Origin of the sequence: Novipirellula artificiosorum (assembly GCF_007860135.1) — a bacterium.
Lineage (GTDB): Bacteria > Planctomycetota > Planctomycetia > Pirellulales > Pirellulaceae > Novipirellula_A > Novipirellula_A artificiosorum.
This window is the reverse complement of sequence record NZ_SJPV01000005.1, coordinates 461,128-485,942: the sequence shown is the minus strand read 5'-3', so window position 1 is coordinate 485,942 and position 24,815 is coordinate 461,128. Positions and strand designations below refer to the sequence as shown.

Genomic DNA, 24,815 nt, shown 5'->3' with positions numbered 1-24,815 from the left:
GGCCCAGCGAAGATGCGGGAATCCGATCCGCCGGAAAAGCGACGCTTCTCATGCTCAAATAACTGGACACCCTCTCACTGTGCTGAGGGCCAGCATCTACAATGAGTCCTCGTAAGTTTCCCAATCCCCCTAGATGCCGATCGGAATGACATGGGATTTCAAGTGAGGATTGCGATCGATCGATCGCCTCGGATGGTACTTCCCGTTGTGCTCTTCAGTGCTTTATGCCTGCAATGCGGCAACTCATTTGGCCAAATGTCGGATTCCGATCGTTCGCGAATGGTCGAACAGATCCGATCTGCGGAGGCGACAGTCCAGCCCGATCGGTTCCCGGATTTGGCTTCGGCCAAGCGTTCGGTCTCCGATGCCAGCAACGTCGTTCGCAGTGCGGTGTATGCGCGAACGGATGCCGAGAATGCGAAGGCATGGCTCGACTATTTGGATCTTGAACCCGTTGCCGAGGCAATGGAAGACGACCAATCGACGGCAAAACTGGCCTCTGCCGCGTTCGAGTTGCGACACCGGTTGGTTGGTAATGTTGCTGGACTGGAAATCGATGTGATTCGCGACTTACGAGCATCGGTCGAAGATCTGATTTCGGCCATTCGTTTTCGTGACCCCGAAAAATCGGTCGAGCCATTTCGTAAGCAACTCGCGTCGCTTGCCGATCGAATGGAGGGGATGGGCCGCGTTCCGTCTGCCGAAGATGCTGCGGCGATTTCCGCGATTGTTGGCTTGATCGACGAGTCCAATCAAGCGGGGGAAACGGTCGCGGTCATTCGCCAGATTTTTGGTCGTCCAAACCTCGCTATTCATGTCGGAGAGTCGATGGTCACTCGTAGCGTCAACCGAGCGGTCAACGAGTCACGTCCCGTGCGTGATTGCATTTTGGGGACGCGTATCGTTGGAGACGCAACCACACAGGGTGCCGTGACGGCGAATCTGTTGCCTGCGATGGGTTCCGCTCGCATCCAAGTTGCCCTCACCGGTCATGTCACGACGAAGAGCCTTGGTTACAACGGGCCGGTCCGTCTGCGCACGACCGGGCATGGTGATGTCTCAGCGATTCGAACGCTGCACGTCAACGAACAAGGGGTCACGATGGAACCCGTCTTTGCGACGGTGGCATTGAAGACCAACATCGATGCAATTGAACACCGACTTGGAATCGTTCGTCGCATCGCCCAAAAGCGAGCCGCAGAGCAGAAGCCACAAGCGGACCGAATCGCGGTTGCGAAGATGCAGCAACAAGTGGGCAGCGAGTTTGCTCAGCAGACGAGTGAAGCCACTGCCATCGAGCCGCCGGATCTTTCGAGTCGCATCGCGCCGATACTGAAACGATTGTCGCTTGAAGAGCCGGCTCGGTTGTGGGGTTCGACGGACGATGCCATCTTTGTGGATGCGACGTTCCGTCGGTCGGACCAAATTGCATCCGTCGTTTCACGGCCTCCGATCCGCGAGTCGTTTGAATTGGCCATTCAGGTGCAAGAGTCGATGGTCGACAATGCGCTCGGACCTTTCTTGGCCGGACGCACGATCAACGAGCGCGAGATCAACGAATTGTTGAAAAGCGCTGGCCGTCCACCTACGTCCGATGGGGCTGAGGGTGACGAGCGGGACGACTCCTTTGAACTCGATTTTGCAAGAGTCCAACCGATTGTTTTTGAGGCACGAGATGGCGCGATTCGAATCGGATTGCGAGGAACTCGGTTTGCGCAGGGCAAACAGGAGCTCAAGGTCGCGATGGAGATCACCGCGAAGTATCGCCCCGCTCGGACGCTTGAGGGGCGGTGGCTGCTGCTCCGCGATCAAGACGTTGGAGTCGATTTTCCGGGTCGGAAACGCCTCAGTCTGTCACAGACTGGGCTGAAGCGGAACATTCAAAAGAAGTTCACCGATGTGTTTCCCGAAACGCTGCTGGATCGTACGCTTGAAGTTCCTTCAAGCCTCGAAGTCGAAGTCCTTCGAGGGCGTCAATTTCGCCCGACTTTGATTGAGGCGCAAGATGGATGGTTAACCATCGCGGTTCGATAAGGCCGTGCGGAGTGCTCGAACGACAAGGAAAGCCAATCGGGTTGCGGCAAGGGGCTCCGCGTCAGATCATGCGCAAGAGGAAACGCCCTTGCTTGGCCCATGCGACCTTAAAGAGAAAAGAGATGTCATGACGGACGACGCGACAGCACGTCAGCCCGGTCCCATCATCCGATTGGATGATTTTTTGAAGTGCCGGGGCGTCGTCGCTACCGGAGGCGAGGCCAAGGTGCGCATTCAGGCGGGTGAAGTTTGCCTGAACGGTGAGCGGGAAACCCGACGACGAAAGCAGTTGGTGATTGGAGATGTGATCGAATGGGGGGCCGAGATCCTAATTGTCAACGAAACCGACTTTGACTGAAGGGTAAGGTTTGCCGGTTCTAAGGGTCGCTCGGTGCCGGCTAACGTTTAAACAAGTCGCCCGGGTCGTATCGCCGATGGAGAGAGTAATCACAAACGTGAGAGCGCCAGGATCAAAGGTGCTAGGATTGGAAGAATCGCATACGGCGGAAGGAACTGCCTGATCATGAAGACTTTGACTCGTCATTGCCAACTGACCTTTGCCGCACTGCTATTGAGTGTGACCGCCGGTACCGTCTCCGCAGACTGGCATCAATTTTGGCATCAATTCAATGTGGATTATCATCGAGCCAACGCCTGGCCCGATCCGTTCAATGAAGGCGACGCCATGCAGGTTGTCGCCCCGTTCGAGGTCATGAAACACAACGGTTGGCGAATGCATAACACCATCGGCAACGATTTGTTCCGACAAGGTGACGGCGCACTGCTGGCGGCGGGCAACAATCGAGTCCACTGGATCGCCACTCAGGCGCCGGAAGCTCGCCGAACGGTCTATGTGCTTCGTGGCAAGAGCCTCGAAGAAACCAATGCTCGTGTCACCTCGGTTCGACAAACGCTGGCGAATGTCTATATGGCTGGCCCCATTCCCGACGTCATCGTGACCGAAAAGGAACCGTCGACCGCTCCTGGTGGCTGGGCCGTTCAGATCCAACGCGATTGGATGGAAGTGTTGCCCAAGCCGAAACTGCCCCAACGAAGTGCTCAAGGCAACGAAAGCACGGCGGAGCAATGATCAGGTTCTAATGCAGCAGGCTCTGCTTGCACCATTCTGTTATCGGCAAGCTGGACGAAAAAAGCGAGCCGCTCGATTGAAACCTGCCGACGAAGGGAGTATCTTATCCCTCGTTGTGCAGGTTTTCGGTGTGAACCGTTCTGCGTCCGTTTTCTTAAATCGGAGTTTCTCGAACCGTTGATGACCGACTCAGAACCCACTCCCCTTCCGCCGACGGAAGCGGACGAAACCGGCGGAGATGCTAGCGGAAACAAAATCCGCTTTGGGAAGGCGGCCGTCCTGTTTACGGTCTTTCTTGGGATTTTGGCAGGTGTTGGGACGTTTACCTTTGGCTATGGCAAAGGTGCCAGTTACCTCAGCAACAATCCCGAGACCTGTGTGAATTGTCATGTGATGCAGGAACACATGGATTCTTGGCAGCACAGTAGCCATCATCATGTTGCCGTTTGCAACGATTGTCACTTACCCCACCATTTTCTTGGTAAATGGGTGACCAAAGCCGACAACGGGTTTTTTCATTCGCTGGCGTTCACGCTTCAGAATTATCGCGACCCGATTCAAATCAAACCACGGAACCAGCGTGTCACTCAGGCTGCGTGTGTTGATTGTCATCAAGACGTGGTTCATGCAATGTTACCGGTCAATGCAGGCGAGGACATGCAATCCTGCGTGCATTGCCACAGCGACGTTGGTCACGCATTTCGTTGATCTTCTTTCCAACTTCCCATTCCCTCTTCGAACTTCTAGCTATGGCTTCATCGAACAACCGCAGTTTTGGTTGGCTGGCAATTTTAACCGGTTTGGTTGCGCTTGCGACTTTTGGCGTCGTCGCGCTGCTCATCAACATTTTTGAACGAAAACAAGAGGCTCGGGCACCCTTCGTGCGACTGGTCGATGTGAATGAAGTGAGTACCGATCCCAAGCCGTGGGGAGTGAATTTTCCGCTTCAATATGAAAGCTACTTGCGGACGGCCGACACCAGCCGCACGGAATACGGCGGAAGTCATGCACTGCCGCCAAGCAAGTTGGAAAAGGATCCCTGGTTGAAACGGTTGTTTGCTGGTTACGCGTTCAGTATTGATTATCGTGAAGCTCGCGGCCATGCCTACATGTTGTCAGACCAGGAAGTGACGAAACGCGTCACCGAGGTCCAACAAGCCGGAGCCTGTTTGCACTGCCATGCGTCGATCGTACCCACTTATCGCCGGATTGGGCTCCAGGAGATGGGTGTCGAACCGACGGAGGAGAAACTCGCCGAGGGATTCCATCAGGAAGCCGTGATGGCTGGGTTCAAAGCCCTCAGCCGCAAGCCTTACGAGGAAGTCTATGCCGAATTGGAGAAGACGCCCGACGGCGTTGTCGAGCCAAGTGGCGACGGAGATCCGCATTTGGGCGATGCCCATCCGGTTTCCTGCCTTGATTGCCATGATCCCGACACGATGCGAATTCGTGTTACGCGGCCAGGTTTTATCGAGGGAATCGCGAAGTTGGCCAATAGCGATGACCCGGTTCCTCACTTGCCGAGTATCCAGCGTTGGCGCGACTCGGGTTCCACTGAGCCCTACGATCCCAACCAGGATTCGACGCGGCAAGAAATGCGTTCGTTCGTCTGTGGGCAATGCCACGTCGAGTATTACTGTGCGAACAAGATGACGTTGACGTTCCCCTGGAGCAACGGGCTGAAGGTTGAGGATCTGGAACAGGAATGGGATGAAACCGAGTTTCCCGATGATGGAGGTGCGTTTTACGATTACGTCCATAAAGAAACAGGAACGAAGGTCTACAAAGCTCAGCATCCCGAGTTCGAACTGTGGAGTCAGGGGATTCACGCGCGGGCAGGCGTCAGTTGCGCGGATTGCCACATGCCGTATGAGAAACAAGGTGCAACCAAAGTCAGCAGCCACTGGGTCCGCAGTCCGATGCTGAACGTTCATCGTGCCTGCCAAACCTGCCACAACGTTCCCGAGGCCGAGTTGAAGGCGCGGGTGGATACGATCCAAGGACGTACACGAGCCTTGATGGATCGCGCAGCGACAGCCATGACCGATATGCTCGATGCGATTCTGGCGGCTCAAGAGGCTGGGGCAAGCGAAGAGCAGCTCAAGCCGATCCGCGATCTGCAGCGAAAAGCGATGTGGCGACTCGATTACATCAGTAGCGAAAACTCGAAAGGTTTCCATGCCGACCAAGAAGCCGCAAGGATCTTGGGCGAGTCGATCGACTACAGCCGCCAAGCTCAAGCAGCAGCTTACAAACTCGGCAAGTAGTCGATAGCCGCGTTAAGGCAATCGACTGCGGATGATCTTGGTGACGTCCACTCCGCTGGGCTCTGCGGTCATGAGCGTGTCGCTCCAATGTTCGCCATTGAAACGATAGCGGATCTGGATGGCGATTGCAGAGCCCGCACGATAGGCCGTTTCCGCATCTTGTAATGCGACAGGGTTGTCGCCGTCGGCACAGCGCAGTTGGACGTGGGTGATCTCGGCCCCGGCGGCGAGATCGGCAAACAACGCCAGGATCTGTTCGCGAGTCCACTCGGCGACGAGGACTTCGGAGGTGTTCATGCGGTGTGTCCATCGGGCAGGGGCGGTCGCGAAAACGCCGGCATCAACAGGATCGCGTTTTCAGGTGCTGGGCATACGTAGCGGCAAACCCCGCATCCTGTACAGACGTCTTCGCAAATGGTTGGTTTTCCGTCCATCACGCGGATCGCGCCTTGCACTGGACAGCGCTCGCTACAAACCGTACACGTCGTGCTGTGGTGCGCGAGACAGAGATGCTCGGTGACGAGGGCTGTGCCCATCACCGCTGGGATCGATTGGGTCAAGACGCCCGGTTTGCAGGCGGCAATGCATGGGAAATCGTCGCACATCATGCAGGCAGCGGTGTCGGCTTCCAGCACCGGAGTTCCCGCGATCGCCGCGAGTCGATCGGGCGCTTTGCGGATCGCATCATGCGGGCATGCATCGATACAGTCGCTGCAGCGCGTGCAGCCAGCCAAGAAGGTTTCTTCGGCGATCGCCCCCGGTGGCCGAAATACGGGAATCGTTCGCTGGCGTGATTTTGGCAAAGCCGCGTCGGTTGCCGCCACCGGCTCGACCGAGATTCCATGGAGTTGCGTGGTGGACGCTTTGGGCTCGCTGTCAGGTTTCGGATAGCGCATCACGAGCGGATCCTCGTTAGCGGGGCGAACCCGTTTCCACAGACGTCCACTCAGCAGATCACGTCGGCTTAGCCGTGACTTTTGCTTGCTGCCACGTCTCGATCTCCACCCGCTCCAACTCACCGGTTCGAGACCTCAAGCGGTGGCAGCATGGGGATGGTGTCAACGGTGATGGCCTGGTCCAAGCTCGCAGAGGGCGCATGGCATTGAGTGCAATGGGTTCGCCAAGGGTGGGTCGACTCCATTCCCTCCCATCCGTTTGGCCCACCGTGACATGCAGTACAGTTCTCTCGCATCCACTGAGCGTGGGGAATCGTAGGCGGTGCACCGGGGAAGGCTCGCTCGCCTTGGCTCGCCGCCGGCAATCCGACAAAACTTGTCTTCACCTCGGCATCAACCGATTGAAACGGCTTCGGTGGTGGCGGCGCGTGGCACTGTGTGCAATTGGCCAAGAAGGGATGGGACATCACACTTGCCTTCAACGTACCCATTCTCATCCCATTGTGATGACAGGCGTAGCAAGCGGAGTCGGTCGTATCCTCAACGGCATGAGGAATGATCGGTGGTGCACCGTTGAACGCTCGCCGTGAAGCTCGGATTTCGCTCGACCGTTTTTTTTCCTCAGGACTGGGAATGACTTCTGCGAACAAGTCGTAGTCGCTGCTGGGTAGCGTTTTCGCTTCGGATTGCCATGGTTCGGTAGGCCCCATGGCTGTTTGAGAGATTTCCGCATAGGTGACGGCGGCAATCAACTTTTCCGTCGGTTTCGATTTGGCCGTATGGCCTTTGAGGATGGTCGATTCAAGCATCCCATCGGGTTGAGGCACTCCGTCGGCCAAGCCGACGAAGTAGCCGATCACCGCGACACCGATCACCCCGGCTAAGAAGAGGGTCGAGACGCGAGCGAGGATACCTTGCTTGTTTTCCATCGTGAATCGGGCTTTACGGTAGGGGGCATGCCATGGAGGAGTTTCAGGGGATGACCTGACTGGAATGATCTGATCAAAAGCGAAGGGTTTCGTTTACACGTGCCGGATCAATCGCTCTTGGCCACTTGGCTGGGAGTTGCATCATTGATCTTTCGCACGCGCACGGAACATTTTTTGTAGTCAGGTTGCTTTGAAAAGGGATCATGTGCGTCGAGGGTGCAGTTGTTGATCAGCTTGGTCTCATCAAAGAACGGAACGAACACGGTTCCGCGCGGGGGCCGGCCACGGCCGTCAATCCATACCGGCAACTCCGTGGTCCCGCGCCGAGATTCAAGGATCACCGTTTCGCCTTGGCGGATGTTCTGATCTCGGGCGTCTTCCATATTCATTTCGACATACGACGTTGGCATCGCTCGGTTGAGCTGCGTCACACGACGCGTCATCGTACCGGTGTGCCAGTGCTCCAACACTCGACCGGTGCAAAGCCAATACGGGAAATCCTTGTCCGGCATTTCCGGTGGCGATTGGTACTCGTGGAACCAAATCTGTGCTTTACCATCCTCGGTGTTGGAGTGATAAAAATCGAACTCCTTGCCCTCCGCAACAAACGGATCATCGAAGCCCGAGAATCGGAACTTGGTTTCTCGCCAAGAACCATCGGATTGTTCGACCACTGGCCAACGCATGCCACGGGCTTTGACGTACTCGTCATACGGCGCCAAGTTCTTGTGCTTCATGGTCGTGAATGGGCGGTATTCTTCGAACAGATGCTTGTCGACGTTCACGTCATAGTAGTGCTCAAATTCCCAGATTGGGATTTCGTTGCCCTCGTCATCTTTGACCGCAAAGAGGAAGTCTCCGTCCTTGTCTTTCATCCCTTCGTGGCCGAGTTCGAACAAACGGTGGGCAATCGCAATGGTCATCCAAGTGTCATCACGCGCTTCGCCAGGTGGGTCAACCAATTTGAACCATTGTTGAGTTCGTCGTTCCGAGTTGCCGAAAATGCCGTTCTTTTCCACCCACAACGCGGCGGGCAAAATCAAATCCGCCAATTGGGTCGTCGCGGTCGGGTAAACATCCGACACGATCAGGAATTTGTCCTCCATACCTTGCTTGTCGTTAAACAGCTTGTTCAAGTTCGGCAGCGTTTGACCGGGGTTGGTGACTTGGACAAAAAGTGTATCAATGTCGCCGCCTTCCGCGGTGGGTTTTGTAAACTGATCGAACATCTTGACGGTGTGATAACCCGGCACGGGATTGATTCGACCTTCGGGTAGATTCCAGAAGCCTTCGCATTGGGACCGGTGCTCCGGTTTGGCGACAACGCGTCCGCCCGGCAATGCATGCGCCAACGTACCGACTTCGCGAACGGTGCCGCACGCAGACGGTTGTCCTGTCAAACTTGTCGGCGCATCACCGGGCCGACCGAAATGCCCGCTTAAGAGGTGAACCCCGTGAACGAGCGAATTGATCGCAGTCCCCATCGTGTGCTGGTTCATACCCATGCACCACAAACTGGTGATCAAGTGGTCGCGATTGCCGAACAAATCCGCCAGCATACGGATCTTTTCCGCCGGTACGCCCGATAGTTCTTCGACATGTTCGGGAGTGTACTTGGCAATCCGTTTGCGGAACTCCTCTTCGCTGATCGCCTCGCCGGTGAGCGTTGGGGTGTCGGCTTCATCGCCTCGGAAATTGCAATGGTTCTTGACAAACGCTTTGTCATAGGAATCGTTTTCGATGAGCAGGTGCATGATGCCAAGTGAGATTGCAACGTCGCCATGCGGCTTCATCTCCAAATACTCGTTGGCGGCATCGCTGGTGCGAGTGCGGCGAGTGCTGATGTCGATAATCTTGACCTCCTCGCCTCGGCTGCGACGATCGGTCACTCGCGAAAACAACACCGGGTGCATTTCGGCGGGGTTGTTGCCCCAAGTGATCAGGACATTGCAGGCGTCGAGGTCCGCGTAACAACCGGCGGGTTCATCCACGCCATAGGTTGCTAAGAAACCGGTCACTGCCGAAGCCATGCACAAGCGAGCGTTGGGATCGATATGGTTGTTGCTCAATCCGCCTTTCATCAACTTCTGAGCGGCATAACCTTCGGGGATCGTCCATTGGCCGCTACCGTAGAAGGCAAATCGATCGGGAGCCTTGTTGATCCGCTTGGCGATAATATCGATCGCTTCGTCCCACTCAATTTCGACCAATTCGCCGTCTTTGCGAAGCAGCGGTTTGGTCAGACGATCTTCGCCATACAAAATGCCACCGACATGGTATCCCTTGACGCATAACAACCCCTTGTTCACATCGGCGTGCTTGTCCCCCGCAACGGCGACAATGCGGCCATCCTCGACACCGACTTGGACATGGCATCCGGTGCCGCAAAAACGGCACGGGGCCTTGCTCCATGTGAGCCCATCGCCGTCGGGCAACGTATCGTCGGCACCCATCACAGGCAGCGAGATCAAGTCGGTGTTGGCGGCAACCATCGAGCCGGCCGCGGCCATGGCTGCGGATTTCAGGAAACGACGACGTTGGGTGTCCATGGCTAATCCTTCGAGTGTGTTTCTTCATCAAAACCGATCAGGGCAACACGGATGTCCGTCACACCAGGCAGCTGATCGATCGTATCCCAAATCTCTTGGTCTCGGCGACACGAATCGGTGTCGACCACGATCGCTAATTGATTCGTGTTGGTTGCCCCCAATTCTATTTCTGCGATCTGGCGCAGCGCTTCAACCGACGAACCGAAATCGGCGACCTTTCGCTTAAAGGTGATGACAAGTCCGCTAACAGGCACGAGCGTTGCTTTTTTTAAAATAGAGGTTCCCTTAACATGCATGATAGTGTATACATTTTAGGGCGAAAGTGGAACCTCGTTTTGGACAGAAAATTGAAACATCGATTTGCCAATCTCTTGTTCGCCAGCGTGGTGGGTGTGATCGCCACGATCGTGGTGTCCGCGGCATGGCGATCGCCGCGAAAGTTTGGGGAAAGCCCCCCGCTGGCCGTCGCGCAATCCCCGCAAAATCGCCCGGGGCAATCGTCGAAAAATCGCCCGGGGCGAGCGCCCTTTCTCGTCACGGTCAACCAACCCTTGGGGCCGCCCATGATCGAATTGGTGGGCACGGACCCGCAAGGCCGCAGCGGTTCGGTCGCTTGCTCGACCTGCCACAGCGTGCGTCCAGCGGATTTGTCCAACCGAACCCCCGAGACCCTCGACGAGTTTCACCGAGGCTTGACGGTCGATCACGGCAAGATCGCCTGTTACGCCTGCCACCATCTCGAAAACGCGGACGCTTTGCGATTGGCCGATGGCACCACGGTCGAGTACGAGAACGTGATGACCCTCTGCTCACAATGTCATGGCCCACAAGCCACCGCGTTCGCCCATGGCGCTCATGGCGGTATGAACGGCCACTGGGATTTGTCGCGGGGTCCACAGCACAAAAACAATTGTATCGATTGCCATGATCCACACTCGCCGAGTTACCCCAAGATGATTGTGGGCTTCAAGCCACGTGATCGGTTTCTCGATTCCGCTCATGCCCCGTCCAACGAGACGCGCGATTCCACCCCTTCGGAGACGACCGATGACGCACACTGAGGACCCACCGCGCCAGCCATCGCTGCCGATCGTCGAGAATCTATCGCGACGCGCGGCGGTCAAAGGGGGTTTCGCCACGCTTGGGGCTGCCGCGTTTGTTGCTGCGATCTCGCCGCTGCGGCATGCTGCGAAAAACAGTTCCGCTGCGGAGTTCATGCAGCAGCACTACAAGGAATTGTCGCCCGAGGGCAAGGCTGCGGTGATCGCACGATTGGAGTCCGAAGCGAAAGAGAACTACGGAGCAGAGGTGACCATCGCAGATGATCGGCCAATTCCGGGAACCAAGTTTGTCTACGCGATTAACTTGAGTGTTTGCAATGGTAACGGCAAATGTGTCGAGGCCTGCCACAAAGAAAACAATCATGACCGCTCGACGAACCAATCCTATATCCGTGTGATCGAAATGCCCAAAGGCACGATGGACATGGAACAAGGAACAACGACCTACACCGGAGCGGTGCCCAAGGACGACAAGTTTTATTTGCCGGTCCAGTGCCAACAATGTGACGAGCCGCCGTGCGTGGACGTTTGCCCCGTCAAGGCGACTTGGAAAGAGGAGGACGGCATCGTGGTTGTCGATTACAACTGGTGCATCGGCTGCCGCTACTGCGAAGCCGCTTGCCCCTATCATGCACGTCGATTCAATTGGAAGCAGCCTGAGGTGCCGGCGGAACAGGTCAATCCGGACCAGAGCTACCTGAGCAATCGGATTCGGCCGGCCGGCGTGGTTGAGAAATGCACGTATTGCCTGCATCGAACACGACGAGGGAAGTTGCCGGCTTGCTTGGAGGCGTGCCCGACGGGGGCACGCGTGTTTGGCAATATTTTGGATCCACAGTCCAGCATTCGCTGGATCTTGGAGAACAAACGTGTCTACATCCTGAAGGAAGAACTCGGGACGAAACCGGCGTTTTTCTATTACTTCGACTAGAGCAGCCCTGTCCCGCGAGCGGTGTCGCGGCAAGATGAGAACTCCACCATGAGCAGCATCCCTGTGAAAGAATCACACCTCACCCGCTACCCGAAATTTTTGGGGCGGTCGTTGTGGCTGGCAACCGAAGGATCGTTCGGCTTTTACGCCTGGATGACCATGTTGACGGCACTGTTCCTGGTCGGCGCCAATGCTTGGGCCCACCAGGTCGCCGGTGGCATGATCAGCACGAACATGACGGATCACGTGAGTTGGGGGCTGTACATTGCCAATTTCACTTTCATGGTCGGTTTGGCCGCCGGCGGTGTGATGATGGTGATCCCCGCCTACTTGTACCATGATCGTAAAATGCACGATGTCGTGATCATTGGTGAATTGCTGGCCATCGCCGCGATTGTGATGTGCTTGTTCTTCGTGCTGGCGGATCTGGGCCGGCCGGATCGTTTTTGGCACCTGATCCCAGGCATCGGGAAATTCAACTTTCCGATTTCCATGTTGACCTGGGATGTCATCGTGCTGAACGGTTACCTGGTCTTGAATCTCCACATTTGTGGCTACCTGCTTTACATGCGTTTTTTGGGGCGCAAACCGAATCCTGTTTGGTACGTGCCGTTCGTGATGTTGTCGATCGTCTGGGCGATTTCCATCCACACGGTCACCGCCTTCCTCTATTGCGGGCTCGGTGGACGACCGTTTTGGAACTCTGCACTTTTGGCGCCTCGTTTTCTGGCTTCCGCATTCGTATCCGGTCCCGCGTTCATCATTGTGGCCATGCTGCTGATGAAGCGATTGACGAAAGTGCGAGGATTGGATGCCCCGATTTCGACGCTGACGGGCATCATTCGTGTGACGATCCTGATCAACCTGCTCATGGTTGCATCCGAGCTGTTCACGGAATTCTACACGGGCGGGGCGCATGTGAGTGCCGCGAAGTACCTGTTCTTTGGGCTTCATGGACACACGGCCTTGGTGCCTTGGACGTGGACCGCCATTGGTCTGAACGTGGTTGCGGCCCTGTTGTTTCTTTGGCCTGGGATCTTGGCGACCCGCCACCGTTGGATGCTGGCGGCGGCCTGCGCGATGGCCTTTGTCGGTACCTGGATCGAAAAAGGAATGGGATTGATCATTCCTGGATTCATCCCCAGCACCTTGCACGAGATCGTCGAGTACGCGCCGAGCCAGTTGGAATGGAAGGTGACGGTCGGAATTTGGGCGCTGGGGCTGATGGTCTTCACGGTCGCGCTGAAAACGGCGCTGCCGAGCTTAAACCAGCCCGCCGAATAACACTTGCGAAGCTATATATGTAGGTGTAGAATGAGGGTTGAGATGACCAGCCGTTCGTATTCAAGGAGAATCGATTGATGCCCGCTACCACCTTTACCAACCTCGCCAAGGAAGTTGACATTCCGGACGACGGAACGATCAGCAAGACGCTTTACCAGGATGACCGGTTGAAGGTCGTTCTGTTTGGCTTTGCCGCAGGCCAGGAATTGTCCGAGCACACGGCCGCCGTACCTGCGGTTTTACAGTTTCTCGATGGAGAAGCGACGGTCACGCTGGGGGGAGACGAATTTGTCTCGCAGCCGAACACCTTTGTTCATATGCCGGCGAACTTACCCCACAGCATTGCGGCAAAGAAACCGACCCGGATGTTGCTGTTACTGCTGAAGACGCCGAAGTAAGGAGGTTCAGGGGACCGAAAGATCTTGGAGCTAACCGCCGATCGAATACATCGGTCGCGTCGGGCGGACAAAGGAGAGGTCATCGCTGCCATGACCTGCTTTCTTTTCCGCGATGGCGTGGCGAATCGTGGCCGCGATTGTGTTGTCGTCGGCGTCGCTGCGCAGAAGCGCTCGGATGTCTGCGGAATCCGCTCCAAAGAGACAATTCCGCAGCTGTCCGTCCGCTGTCAAGCGAAATCGATTGCAGGTTCCGCAAAACGGCTCGCTCACACTCGGAATGATCCCGATGGTTCCCCGGCCATCTCGGAATTGATAATCGGTTGCGGGTGAGTCATTGGTTTCCAGCGGGGCAAGCGGCCCCATGATTTTGGCAAAACGATCAAGGATCTCCGCACCCGTCAACACGCTTTGCGGATCCCATTTGCCGTCGGTGTCGAGCGGCATGAATTCGATGAAGCGGATGGGGATGTTGGTCTCACGTGTGAAATCGCCAAACGCTGCGATCTGTTGTTCCGTGAAACCACGCAGTGCGATCGCGTTGATCTTGACCGACATCCCAAGTTCGCGTGCTGCAGCGATACCGTCGAGCACTTTTTGCAAACCGCCGCGGCGAGTTGCCGTGCGGAACGATTCTTCATCCAAAGCATCGAGACTGACGTTGATACTGCGCAGTCCTGCCGAAAACAAATCGGCTAACTGAGCGGAGAGCAAGATCCCGTTGGTCGTCAACGAAACTTTACGCAAACCCTCGATCCTGACGACATCTCGCACCAATTTGTGCAGTTCGGCTCGTACGAGCGGTTCGCCGCCGGTGAACCGCACATCATCGACACCAAGACCCACCGCAATGCGGACGAACCGCTCGATCTCCTCAAACGTCAAGATCTCGCAGCGGTCTTGGTAATCGGGCGTTTCAGCCGGCATGCAGTAGGTGCATCGCAAATTGCAGCGATCGGTCACACTCACGCGAAGGCTGGTGTGTTTTCGGCCGAAGGAGTCGATCAGCATGGGGGGAAGTTGATCCGCACGTCAGATAGGGGGCAGAGTCGCCGACAACAATTCGGCACTCCGAGATGCAGAATTATGAACCAGATCACCTCGTCTGGGAACCAGAAAGCAAAAAAAAGAACGCAGCCGGAACGATTTCTCGCTCTTTCGGCTGCGTTCCAAAGGAGTCTCCCGTCGCGGGTCTTCGCTTAATACCGAGTTTGGAACTGAGCGTAGAAGAAGTCTGCGTCCGCATCGTCCCCTGCGAGTGTTGGTTTGATCCCGGGCGTATCGTAGTAGTCGCCGCCCGCGAAGTGCGAGTAGCCGAGCAGCACGTTGTTGCGCGGGTTCAAGTTGATGTTGAACAAGACGTCGATTTCGTGACCGAGATCTTTCGATTCCGCTTGCGTCGTCTTGTTGTACGGCGTCATCACGACGCTGTAAGGCGTCGTTTGCTCATCCAATCGGAAGTAGTGATACCAGAGCACCAACGAGATCTTCTTCGTCAGCGGTGTGTTGGCCAGCACATTGAAGTCGTGCAGGTTGCGGCGGCCGAACAAGTCCATGAATCCGTTGTACTTGTGCGCCAGCGGGAACAAGTGTTCGTAGCCACCGTCGCCGGCACCGACTTCTGCGAAGTCTTCTTCGCCGGATGCATAATCGTAGTAGGCCCAAACGGTTGGGCTCAGCAGATTCGTTTCGTACTTGCGTCCCAGTCCCGCAGTAAAGAAGCCGGCTTCGTGGTTGCTCGGTGTTGCGTCACTACCGAACTGAAAAGCGCCTTCAACATCGTACAACCATCCACGATCGGTTTCGCCGAGAATGCGGCTACCAATCGTATGCAAACTAAAGCCAACCGTCTTGTTGTCATAACCGAGGTAGTAAGCATCCATGGTTCCAACCGGCAGATTCTTCTCCGACGCATAGACACCGTAGAATTGGCGGGCAGCGTCACTTTCATCGGCGCGGGTTGGGGAAACGGGAACAAACTCGGTCCAAAACGCGTCGATCGAAGTGTCGCCGGTTTGGTAGAGCATGCGAACGCCTTCGAAGGTGCGGCGCGTGTTTGCCCAGTCGAGCGGCGAGACCGTTCGCTGTGCACCGTACAGCAATTCTTGGCGGCCGACCCGAGCGGTCAATTTACTCGAGCCACTGTCGATCAGCACGACATCGACGAACAGATTTAGAATGTCCATGTCGTTTTCTTCGATCGGTCGCGGGGCGTAATCCTCACCCATCGATTGCGCGTCGAGCACCTCGCCATAGACACGGAAAACGTCGTTGATCTTCCAATCGGCGTACAAACGTTGGCGGGAGAGCCAGAAATTGTCATCTTTCCCTGTAATCCCGAGTCCACGCAGGTTTCGTTCATTGTGATAACGAAATCGAGTCTCGCCACCAAAGCTCAACGTTCCAAACGGCGTCTTGTTGTCCTTCAGACAATCGCCACAAAACGCAGGTCCGTCGTAGCAGGGGTCGTTCAAGTAAGAAAAGTTATTCGCATAGAAGACCCCGCCGAAAGCGGACTTCATCGCGGCGGTTGCCGCCTCTTTCTGTTTTTGGGTGCAACACGTTGTTTCGCAGTCATTGCATGTTGGTACCGCGGCGTACGATTCGACAGAGGACGCCGAGTCGATGTACGGAGTCTCTGCGTAGGGAGTCGTCAGCTCCGCATTTTCTACAACCGGTTCTTGCAGCGCAGTCGTTTGAATCACAATGGAACGGAGGTCCTCAAGGGTGATCACTTCTTCGGCCCTGGCAGCGGATGCCGAGATCATGGATGCGACAACGGGCATCGCTATCAGGGCAAGAGCCAAACGCAGGCGACGTGGCGTAGAACTTTGCATTGGGTTCGTCCTTGGGTCTTTACGGCGGCGGCTGGCGGCGTGCCAGTTGGCCGATGTCGGCTTGCGGGGGTCGGAAGCGTCCTTGTCTTCATCGGCACCGATCGCGTCGAAATGTGCACATAGACAAGGAGATTCCTAGAATCAACCCACTTGTTTTGCCCGCTGCCAGGCTCCATTCGTCAGAATCGGTAAAGTTGCACCCTCGGGTGGTAGGATTGCCGGGATCCAATCGACTTCAAGAACACACGGCGTCGTGACAGGTCTCTCCCCGCACTTGGCTAACCCTGTTTGGCATTCACTCGTTTTGCCAGACGCGCGACGTCGATCAACCGTCGCTTGTGGGTGCCCCGAGCGATCAGTTCGTATGGATCGTGTGCTTCGATTTGGAAGGAAACCAGCGGCCCGTCAACATAGATCACACGGGCGCGGCAAACCACTTCAAGTCCCGCAGGGGTCGCTGCGAGATGTTCTACATTCAAACCAACGCCGACGGTGCTTTTTCCGGAATGGCACAGCGGCAGCATCGCATTGATCGCCGCATGTTCCATGAACCAAATCAGCGAGGGAGTGCTAAGAATTTCGGGCATGCCGTCGTGGGCAAAGTCAATCAGGTGGCGCTCGGTGACAACGAAACGTTCTTCGCCAATCGTACCGATTTTCAGTTGGTCTTTCATGTTGTTGCTAACTCAATCACCAAGCTTGAACAAATGTCTCAAGGCTTCCACAAGGCCTCGCTGATGGCCTTCGGCGGCGTCGTCTCGGACGGATGCGAGAGGCGGGTGCAACAATTTGTTCGTAAGTCGTCCGAACGATTTATCGATTTCGTTTAGCACCGCATCATCGACGTTCAACTGCTGAAGCTTATTCTGTAGACGCCGAAGTTCTTCTCGTTTGATCTCTTCGGCGTGGTTGCGAAGCCGCTGGATCACCGGACCTGTCGAGCGGTGATTGATCGCCAGGATCAACTTCTCGGTTTCTTCCGCGATGATCTGTTGCGCCTTCGGGTATTCCTTTTCCCGCTCGCGCCGGTTTCGTTCACACGCGGCCTTCAAATCATCGATTTGATAAAGGTAAACATTTGAAAATGTGCCCAGCTTTGGATCGAAGTCCCGTGGTACCGCCAAGTCCAGCACCAAGAGAACACGCCCATAGCGTTTGCCTTCGATGCTTGCGAACCGTGCCGCATCGATGATGGGATCGGCGGCGCTGGTGGTTCCAATCAGCAGGTCCGCTTCGATAAGTTTCTCGTTGAGCGAGGTCCACGGCGCTGTGGCGACATCGAAGCGTGCTGCCAATGCATCCGCTCGCTCCGCAGAACGATTGATGATCGTGATCTGAGTTGCCCCTGCTTGTTTCAAATAGGGCAGCGTTTCTTCACTCATCTCACCCGCGCCACAAATCAGCACGTGTTTATCGCTCAAAGAGTCAAACACCTCAGGGACGACCTCGCCGACGGCAACGCTGGGCACGCTGACCCGACGGCGATGGATCGAAGTTTCCTGCTGCACGCGTTTGGCGGTCCGGTTAGCGGCTTGAAAGACGGCATGAGTGAGCGGGCCGACCGAGCCGCTGGTGCAAGCTAAGTCGTAGGCCTGTTTGACTTGCGATAAGATTTGTGCTTCGCCCAGGACCATCGAATCGAGACTAGCGGCGACCGTAAAGAGATGCTCGACCGCTTCCGGGCCGATCCGATAGATCATCCGGTCAATCACTTCATCGGGCGACAGATGACGTTGTTCGGCTAAGAAGGTTGCGACGGCATCACGGTCTAGTCCTGACGATTCATCGTTGCTCGATGCATACAGTTCGAGACGGTTGCAGGTACTGAGCAACACGATTTCCGCCGCAGGAAACCGGTCGCGAAAGTCATCGAGCGCCTGGACGAGTTGGTCACCTGAAAACGAGATACGTTCCCGGAATTCGACCGCAGCATCTTGATGGCTGCAGCCGATCATTTGCAGATTCATGCTGCATCCTCCGAGATCACGCTCACTTGTTCCGTCGGAATGGTCCGGCCATGCGACGAATTGAGGACGCCAAACAACGCCAACACCAAGAAGCCAAGGCTCGCTAAGGTCAAGTAGAACGCTTTCCGACCGTGGCTGGCCGGAGCATAAAAGAACTCCACGCACGTTGCGACCGCTAACCAAACCAGAAGGCCGAAACTGAACAGCACCCCACCGCTGGTCCAGCCAACTTGGCCCCAACGGTTCAAGTTCATGATCGCGCCGGCGAGGACCCCGATCGTGACCGCTGCGGTGCTGACGACGAGGCATTGCCGGTTCAAGCGAGCCAGCGTCTCGAGCGTGGGCAAACGCAGCGACGAGCCGGCTCGTTTATTCTTCAGCCGCCAAGACTGAGCCAAATACATGATTCCTGCGAGAAACCCGGTCAGGACGCCTCCGGCACCGACGGCCATGGCTAATCCGTGAATACTTCGCCATGCCTCAGCGGCTTCCGATCGCGAAAATGGCGCCATCGGCTGCACGGCCAGCGACAGACCGATGGTCGCCAGAATCAAAGGCAGAAAAAATAGACTGATGACCGTATCGGGTCGCCGCAAGTAGAAACTCAAAAAGCAGATTGCGAGCCCCAGGGCAAGTAGCAGTGACCAATCGTACCAACTGGCCAACAGTCCGATTTCGCTCGTTCCGCCGCGAGCGACCACTCGCAGCACGAGGTAGCAAACATGAGTGAACAGTCCGAGGCTCATCATCACCACAACCGCCAAGCCACGGCCAGGAATCTTGCCGAAGAAACGCAGCAGTTCGAGGACGAGGACGACGAAGTAGCTCGCAAAGAAGCAGGTCACGCTGATCTTGCTAAGAAAGGCGAGCATCGGAAACGTTTTTGGGCAAAGGGAGACGGATCATCGGAGTGAGGACGCACTCAAACGTCCTCCTATCCTACACGTATTGGTTCATAAAGTCAGCCGAATCCCAGGGCATTTTTCTCCGGTCCATCACAAAACAAGCTCATCCGGCTGGCCGGGACAGAGCCTTGCGGGGAGAGGGCCGCTGCGGTGTAGTTTTGGATGGAACGTCCATGCTAAGAAATGCGTTAGAAACCGATCGATGCACCGCCGTCAACGGGTAACACTTGTCCGGTGATGAAGCCCGCATCGGCGGAACAGAGAAAGACGATGGCTCGGCCAATGTCGTTGGGTTTTCCCATGCTTCCCATCGGTGTGCGAGAAAACACTTTCTGTTTTCGCTGCGGGTCCGAATCGAGTGCTTTGGAGGTCATGGGTGATTCGATCCAGCCGGGTGCGACCGCGTTGACGCGAACGCCATCGGCCGACCATTCGGCCGCCAATGCCCGGGTCAATCCCACCACCGCACATTTTGCCGCGGTGTAGGAAACGATTTGCGGGACCCCCATGTAGGATGCCATCGAGGCGAGGAACAGAATCGAACCGCGTCGGTTTTTCAGCATGCTCGGGGCGACGTCTCGAGACAGAGCAAACGCCGCGTTGACATGGATCTCCATGACTTGTTGAAACAGGGCGTCCTCCACTTCCAAGGCAGGCTTCTTGATGTTGATTCCCGCGTTGTTGACCAGAATCGAGATCGGATTGGCAAACGTATCCCGTGCCGCTGCGATCATCGCCGCGCGGTCTTCCGCCTTCGTCACGTCACCACAAACGGCACAGCAGCGGTCTTCGCCAATTGCTTCGACAACGGCTGCAAGGGGTTCGCGACGTCGACCGGCGATACAAACCTTTGCGCCCGCGTCCGCCAGCGATATCGCGATGGCTCGCCCCAGTCCCGTTCCGCCTCCGGTGACCAGAGCAATCTCGCCATTCAATCGATGGGTCAGCTGATGTTCCATGGCCGCACTTGCTCACTCTCTCGAATTATCCACGCTCACTGATCACCGCGGTAGCGGACAAAGCGTTATAACATGGCTTTCGCGTTAGAGTCGAGGGATCACAGCATGGTGTCATTTGAATGAAGTCACTTGTTTTGCAAGAGCCGGGCAAATTGGTTTGGCAAGAGATCGACGAGCCAACCGCCGCGGCCGGTGAGGCCATCGTGAAGGTGCTACGTTGCGGGGTGTGTGGCACCGACATTCATGCGTACCACGGACGCCAGCCTTTTTTTTCGTGCCCACGAAGGCTGGGGCATGAGTTGGCGGTCGAGGTCGTTTCGGTCTCTTCCGCGAGTGACCTTTCGATCGGGGACCGCGGTTCGGTCGAAGCCTATGCGTTTTGCGGCCAATGCCCCGCATGTCGCACGGGCAAGACGAATTGCTGCAAACGTTTGAGTGTGCTCGGCGTGCATGTCGACGGGGGGCACGCTCCGTTGATTCGAGTTCCCGTGAGTCGGTTGCACGTGAACAATGATCTCGATCCCGATGCCTTGGCGCTCGTCGAGCCGTTGGTGATTGGATCGCACGCCGCGACGCGAGCAGCCCTGACCCGGGGCGAACCGTGCTTGATTCTTGGCATGGGTCCGATTGGTTTGGCGGTCGGGTTGTTCGCCAAAGCGGCAGGTGCCAACGTGGTTTGCGTCGATCAGAATCAACCACGGCTTGATTTTGCCATCAACACATTGGGACTGGGGGCGGGCGTGCAGGGTGGAGTCGGATTGCACGATCGTCTGCTAAAACACTTTGGGCAACTGCCAGCGGTCGTGATCGATGCGACCGGTAGCCAAGCGTCGATGGAGGCCTGTTTTGAATTGGCCGAGCATGGCGGACGAGTGGTCTTTGTCGGGTTGTTCCTTGGAGACGTGTCGATCAACGACCCCAATTTCCATCGTCGGGAATTGACGCTCTCTGCCAGCCGTGCTGGATTGTCGAGCACGTTTCGAAGCGTGATCGATTCGATGGCTGATGGGACGATCGATGCCCTACCGATGATCACGCATCGAATTCGGTTTGAAGAGCTGGCCGAACGCTTGCCTCGGATCGATCAAGAATCGGGGCTCGTTAAAGCCATGATTGACTTTTGCTAGGCATTTTCGAGATAGATAGACCATGCACATCACAAAACTTCAGCCTTTCATTCTGCACGCTCCGGTCACTCGCGGTGGCATTTCGGACAGCACGCACAGCATCACCCATTGGGGAGCTCCCGGTGTTGCCATCCATTGTGACAGCGGTCATGTGGGTTACGGCTTTAGCGGTACCCATGCCCACTTACCGACCGATCGGATGATTGTCGATTGCATTACGGACGGATTTGGCCCGCTGCTGACCGGGCGTGATCCTCGTGAGGTGAGAGATCTTTGGCAGACTCTGTACTACAACCCTCAATTGCGATGGGTCGGGCGTAGCGGGATCACTCATCTGGCGCTCGGTGCAATCGACATCGCACTTTGGGACCTGAAGGCGAAAGCAGCGGGGGAACCGCTGTGGCGACTCTTGGGGGGAAGTTCCCAAAAATCGGTCGAAGCCTACAACACCGACGGCGGTTGGCTCAATTGGTCGTTGCAAGACCTGGTTGGCGATTGCCGCCGCATGGTGGAACAAGAAGGCTACCGCGCGGTAAAACTGAAAGTGGGTGGTAAACGGCTTGGTGACGACATCAAGCGGGTCGAAGCGGTTCGCAATGCGTTGGGGGACGACGTGCGAATCATGACCGACGCGAATGGGCGTTGGAACTTACCGACGGCCATTGAAGCGTCGCGCCGGCTTGTCGATTACGATGTGACTTGGATCGAAGAGCCCATGCAATTCGACGATTGCGAGGGACATCGACGCTTGGCCGAATCGACAAGTTTGCCGATCGCGATGGGCGAACAACTTTACATGGCCATGCAGTTCCGTGACTTCATCCAAGCCGGTGCGGTTCACTATGTCCAACCGGATATCGTCCGTTTGGCGGGGATCACCGAATGGTGGCAGGTTGCTGATTTGGCGCATAGCTATGCGCTGCCCGTTGTTCCGCATGTCGGCGATATGGCCCAAACGCATCAACATCTTTGCATCGCCCATCCCGCTTGTCATCTGCTGGAATACATTCCTTGGTTGCGTGATTGGATGAAATACCCTGCCCAAGTAGAATGCGGCCAATTCTTGACACCGGAGGATCCCGGGGCCGGCACCGAACCGACTGCGGAAGCACTTGATACGATCAACAAGGTCAGTTAGAGCGACGATGGAACTCAACGAGAAAGTCATTTTCTTGACTGGCGGTAGCGATGGGATTGGACGCGCGTGCGCCATCGCTTATGCGAAAGAGGGAGCGAGCGTCGTGTTGTGTGCTCGGAACGAAGCGAAGGCGAAGCAGGTTGCCGAATCGTTGCAGGGAGACCACTTTGGAATCCGCTGCGATGTCTCCGTGGGGTCGGAGGTGAAGGCCGCGATCGAGTTCGTGATCGAAGCCTTCGGGCGAATCGATGCGATTCACAATAATGCCGGCAATGGATCGTTGGTGAAGCCGATTGACCAGACGACCGAAGCCGAGTGGGATCACGTCTTCAATACGAATCTCAAAAGCGTTTACTGGACCACGCGATTTGGCATCGACGCCCTGCGACGTTCGCAAGGGTGTATACTCAACACGTCCAGCATGGTTGGCGTGATGGGCCAATTAGACCATGCGGCCTATACGGCCACCAAAGGAGCGATGAATACCTTGACCAAGTCGATGGCGCTCGACTATGCCGCCGACGGAATTCGCGTCAATGCGGTTTGTCCGGCGGGAACTTGGACCCCCATGCTCCGCGATTGGGTCAGCCAACAACCCGACCCGGCAGTGATGGAAAACTACCTCAATGACATTCACGCACTTGGATATTGTCCCGAAGGGGATGTGATTGCGGATGCGTCGGTGTTCTTGATTTCGCAGCGAGCTCGGTTTGTGACTGGGCACATCCTGCATGTCTCTGGTGGCGCGGAATTGGGCTATCGGAAAACCAACTGAGGAACTGATGCATATTCACTGGATCGATTTAACGATCATCATTGTTTACCTTCTCGGGATCACCGGAATCGGTTGCTTTTCGGGACGCCATCAAGCGGATTCGTCGAGCGAGTACTTCTTGGCCGCACGTTCGCTACGTTGGCCCGTGATCGGTTTGGCCTTATTTGCGACGAACATCTCCACCGTCCACTTGATTGGCCTGGCTTCGTCCGGCTACAGCGACGGCATGGTGATCGGAAACTTCGAGTGGATGGCCCCGTTCTTGTTGGTGCTCTTGGGTTTGGTTTTTGCGCCGTTCTACTTTCGCACCAAGATCGCGACCCTTCCGGAGTACCTCGAGGGCCGTTATGGGCCTGCGTCGCGAACGATTCTCGCCTTCATGGCAATCATCGCCGCTTTGTTCATTCACATCGGCGTGACGTTATACGCCGGTGCCGTGATGTTCCAGAGCTTTGTCGAGATTGACATTTTGTGGTCGATCTTGATCGTCTCGGCATTGACCCTCGCCTACACCGCCTTGGGTGGCTTGAAGGCCGTCGTGGTGACCGAATCGATTCAAACCGTGCTACTGCTGCTTGGCGCTGCCTCGGTTACGGTGTTCGGAATCCTCGCTTTGGGCGAACGCGGCATCGATTCGCTTGAAACGTTGCGAGAAGCGGCGAGGCCAAATCAGCTGAGTATGATTCGAACCGACGGCGAGTTTGCCTGGTACGTGATGTTGCTCGGCTATCCCGTGCTGGGGATTTGGTATTGGTGTTCGGATCAGACGATTGTTCAGCGCGTCCTCGGCGCGGAAACCGAACGAGATGCACAAATTGGGCCATTGTTCGCTGGGATCATCAAAGTGTTGCCGGTCTTCTTCATGGTCTTGCCGGGAGTGATCGGTTACGTCTTGTTTCAAGACCAGATCGCGGACAATCCGGACCAAACCCTGATTGTGATGATTCAAGAATTGTTACCGGTTGGAATCCGCGGCTTGGTGATTGCCGGTCTGTTGGCAGCGTTGATGAGTACCGTTGCCGGAGCACTCAATTCGACGGCGACGCTGGTCAGCATGGATCTTGTCAAACGGATCCGCCCCCAAACCGCCGATCACACGCTTGTTCGAATCGGTCAAGTGACGGTCGCTGTGGTGTTAGCGATCGCGATTGCATGGAGCACTCAAGGCGAACGGTTTGGTGGGATTTTCAAGGGCATCAACCAGATGATCTCGGTCCTGGCACCACCGATCAGTGCCGTGTTCATTTGGGGCGTGCTCTGGAAACGGGCCACGTCGCAAGCAGCAATTTGCACCTTGGTACTCGGTTTTTTGCTTGGCGCCGCTGTGTTCTGCGTCGATTTCCCCGCGGTTTCGGGGTTCTTCTTGGGGTACCAGGAAAATGGGGATCCGACGCGACTGTTCACCAAAGAATGGGGAATTCCCTTCATGATGCAGGCCTGGTGGTTGTTTTTGACCTGCAGCATCATTTTGGTTATGGTCAGTCTGATGACGCCTCCGCCGAGCGAAGAGCAGGTCCAGCGGTATTGTTGGTCAAGTCCGTTGGCGTCGATCACCGAAAAGCCCATTGAAGGAGTCGGTGATCCTCGGGTGCTTTCGATTGGTTTGTGTCTTGTGATTGGCTCGCTGTATTATATTTTCGCCTAACCTTCCCTGCCTTCAATGAATTTCTA

General features: G+C 56.1%; 24 protein-coding genes. 13 read left to right on the top strand and 11 right to left on the bottom strand.

Going from position 1 to position 24,815, the window contains the following annotated elements; genetic code table 11:
• Nucleotides 1–192 precede the first annotated feature (192 nt).
• The 5 genes from Poly41_RS16620 (at nt 193) to Poly41_RS16600 (ending at nt 5,391) form a co-directional block, all read left to right on the top strand.
• Complete coding sequence (locus Poly41_RS16620; protein WP_146527795.1) at nt 193–2,034, top strand: hypothetical protein; 1,842 nt, start codon at nt 193–195, stop codon at nt 2,032–2,034.
• A 127-nt stretch (nt 2,035–2,161) separates the two neighbouring features.
• The gene (locus Poly41_RS16615; RefSeq protein ID WP_146527793.1) at nt 2,162–2,392 is read left to right on the top strand and encodes an RNA-binding S4 domain-containing protein; all 231 of its coding nucleotides are present in this window, start codon (nt 2,162–2,164) and stop codon (nt 2,390–2,392) included.
• 165 nt (nt 2,393–2,557) lie between these two features.
• A complete protein-coding gene (locus tag Poly41_RS16610; RefSeq protein WP_146527791.1) occupies nt 2,558–3,124 on the top strand; it encodes a hypothetical protein in 567 nt (188 codons plus the stop codon).
• Between the two features lie 180 nt (nt 3,125–3,304).
• Nucleotides 3,305–3,832 (top strand): cytochrome c nitrite reductase small subunit, encoded by a 528-nt coding sequence (gene nrfH, locus Poly41_RS16605; RefSeq protein ID WP_146527790.1) that lies wholly within the window; start codon nt 3,305–3,307, stop codon nt 3,830–3,832.
• Between the two features lie 41 nt (nt 3,833–3,873).
• Nucleotides 3,874–5,391 (top strand): ammonia-forming cytochrome c nitrite reductase subunit c552, encoded by a 1,518-nt coding sequence (locus Poly41_RS16600; protein ID WP_146527788.1) that lies wholly within the window; start codon nt 3,874–3,876, stop codon nt 5,389–5,391.
• Nucleotides 5,392–5,403: 12 nt separating this feature from the next.
• Here Poly41_RS16600 and Poly41_RS16595 read toward each other — a convergent pair whose 3' ends face one another.
• The 5 genes from Poly41_RS16595 to Poly41_RS16575 all read right to left on the bottom strand — a co-directional run bounded on the left by Poly41_RS16595 (nt 5,404) and on the right by Poly41_RS16575 (nt 10,019).
• A complete protein-coding gene (locus Poly41_RS16595) occupies nt 5,404–5,688 on the bottom strand; it encodes a hypothetical protein (RefSeq protein WP_146527787.1) in 285 nt (94 codons plus the stop codon).
• The gene (locus tag Poly41_RS16590) at nt 5,685–6,287 is read right to left on the bottom strand and encodes a 4Fe-4S dicluster domain-containing protein (protein ID WP_231615709.1); all 603 of its coding nucleotides are present in this window, start codon (nt 6,285–6,287) and stop codon (nt 5,685–5,687) included. The genes Poly41_RS16595 and Poly41_RS16590 overlap by 4 nt, the downstream gene beginning before the upstream one ends.
• 119 nt (nt 6,288–6,406) lie before the next feature.
• A complete protein-coding gene (locus Poly41_RS16585) occupies nt 6,407–7,216 on the bottom strand; it encodes a diheme cytochrome c precursor (protein WP_146527785.1) in 810 nt (269 codons plus the stop codon).
• Nucleotides 7,217–7,323: 107 nt separating this feature from the next.
• Entirely contained in the window at nt 7,324–9,765 is a 2,442-nt protein-coding gene (locus tag Poly41_RS16580) for a molybdopterin-dependent oxidoreductase (protein WP_146527783.1), read from the bottom strand.
• A 2-nt stretch (nt 9,766–9,767) separates the two neighbouring features.
• The gene (locus tag Poly41_RS16575) at nt 9,768–10,019 is read right to left on the bottom strand and encodes a hypothetical protein (protein ID WP_146527781.1); all 252 of its coding nucleotides are present in this window, start codon (nt 10,017–10,019) and stop codon (nt 9,768–9,770) included.
• 36 nt (nt 10,020–10,055) lie between these two features.
• Here Poly41_RS16575 and Poly41_RS16570 point away from each other — a divergent pair, with 36 nt between their 5' ends.
• The 4 genes from Poly41_RS16570 (at nt 10,056) to Poly41_RS16555 (ending at nt 13,439) form a co-directional block, all read left to right on the top strand.
• A complete protein-coding gene (locus Poly41_RS16570; protein WP_231615708.1) occupies nt 10,056–10,826 on the top strand; it encodes a hypothetical protein in 771 nt (256 codons plus the stop codon).
• Nucleotides 10,813–11,757, top strand: coding sequence for a 4Fe-4S dicluster domain-containing protein (locus tag Poly41_RS16565; protein WP_146527777.1), 945 nt, complete (start codon nt 10,813–10,815; stop codon nt 11,755–11,757). Before Poly41_RS16570 ends, Poly41_RS16565 begins: the two co-directional genes overlap by 14 nt.
• 48 nt (nt 11,758–11,805) lie before the next feature.
• Nucleotides 11,806–13,041, top strand: a complete 1,236-nt coding sequence (dsrP, locus tag Poly41_RS16560) for a sulfate reduction electron transfer complex DsrMKJOP subunit DsrP (RefSeq protein WP_146527775.1) — start codon at nt 11,806–11,808, stop codon at nt 13,039–13,041.
• A gap of 77 nt (nt 13,042–13,118) precedes the next feature.
• Nucleotides 13,119–13,439 (top strand): cupin domain-containing protein, encoded by a 321-nt coding sequence (locus Poly41_RS16555; RefSeq protein ID WP_146527773.1) that lies wholly within the window; start codon nt 13,119–13,121, stop codon nt 13,437–13,439.
• 30 nt (nt 13,440–13,469) lie between these two features.
• On the opposite strand, the gene moaA is transcribed toward Poly41_RS16555, so the two are convergent.
• The 6 genes from moaA to Poly41_RS16525 form a co-directional block, all read right to left on the bottom strand.
• Nucleotides 13,470–14,447, bottom strand: coding sequence for a GTP 3',8-cyclase MoaA (moaA, locus tag Poly41_RS16550; protein ID WP_146527771.1), 978 nt, complete (start codon nt 14,445–14,447; stop codon nt 13,470–13,472).
• Between the two features lie 188 nt (nt 14,448–14,635).
• Nucleotides 14,636–16,273 carry an alginate export family protein gene (locus Poly41_RS16545; protein WP_146527769.1) on the bottom strand — a complete coding sequence of 546 codons (1,638 nt, stop codon included), beginning with the start codon at nt 16,271–16,273 and terminating at the stop codon, nt 14,636–14,638.
• Nucleotides 16,274–16,551: 278 nt separating this feature from the next.
• Nucleotides 16,552–16,947: a thioesterase family protein gene (locus tag Poly41_RS16540; protein ID WP_146527767.1), complete on the bottom strand. Its 396-nt coding sequence runs from the start codon at nt 16,945–16,947 to the stop codon at nt 16,552–16,554.
• Between the two features lie 12 nt (nt 16,948–16,959).
• Nucleotides 16,960–18,240, bottom strand: a complete 1,281-nt coding sequence (hemA, locus tag Poly41_RS16535; RefSeq protein ID WP_146527765.1) for a glutamyl-tRNA reductase — start codon at nt 18,238–18,240, stop codon at nt 16,960–16,962.
• On the bottom strand, nt 18,237–19,112 hold the full coding sequence (gene ccsA, locus Poly41_RS16530; protein WP_146527763.1) for a cytochrome c biogenesis protein CcsA: 876 nt from the start codon (nt 19,110–19,112) through the stop codon (nt 18,237–18,239). The genes hemA and ccsA overlap by 4 nt, the downstream gene beginning before the upstream one ends.
• 221 nt (nt 19,113–19,333) lie before the next feature.
• Nucleotides 19,334–20,104, bottom strand: coding sequence for an SDR family NAD(P)-dependent oxidoreductase (locus Poly41_RS16525; protein ID WP_146527762.1), 771 nt, complete (start codon nt 20,102–20,104; stop codon nt 19,334–19,336).
• 119 nt (nt 20,105–20,223) lie between these two features.
• Here Poly41_RS16525 and Poly41_RS16520 point away from each other — a divergent pair, with 119 nt between their 5' ends.
• The 4 genes from Poly41_RS16520 to Poly41_RS16505 are packed head-to-tail and all read left to right on the top strand — an operon-like array spanning nt 20,224 to nt 24,789.
• Nucleotides 20,224–21,231, top strand: coding sequence for a zinc-binding alcohol dehydrogenase family protein (locus Poly41_RS16520; RefSeq protein WP_146527760.1), 1,008 nt, complete (start codon nt 20,224–20,226; stop codon nt 21,229–21,231).
• A gap of 22 nt (nt 21,232–21,253) precedes the next feature.
• Complete coding sequence (locus Poly41_RS16515; protein ID WP_146527758.1) at nt 21,254–22,369, top strand: mandelate racemase/muconate lactonizing enzyme family protein; 1,116 nt, start codon at nt 21,254–21,256, stop codon at nt 22,367–22,369.
• Between the two features lie 7 nt (nt 22,370–22,376).
• Complete coding sequence (locus Poly41_RS16510) at nt 22,377–23,144, top strand: SDR family NAD(P)-dependent oxidoreductase (protein WP_146527756.1); 768 nt, start codon at nt 22,377–22,379, stop codon at nt 23,142–23,144.
• Between the two features lie 7 nt (nt 23,145–23,151).
• Nucleotides 23,152–24,789 carry a sodium:solute symporter gene (locus Poly41_RS16505; RefSeq protein WP_146527754.1) on the top strand — a complete coding sequence of 546 codons (1,638 nt, stop codon included), beginning with the start codon at nt 23,152–23,154 and terminating at the stop codon, nt 24,787–24,789.
• The last annotated feature ends 26 nt before the right edge of the window (nt 24,790–24,815 follow it).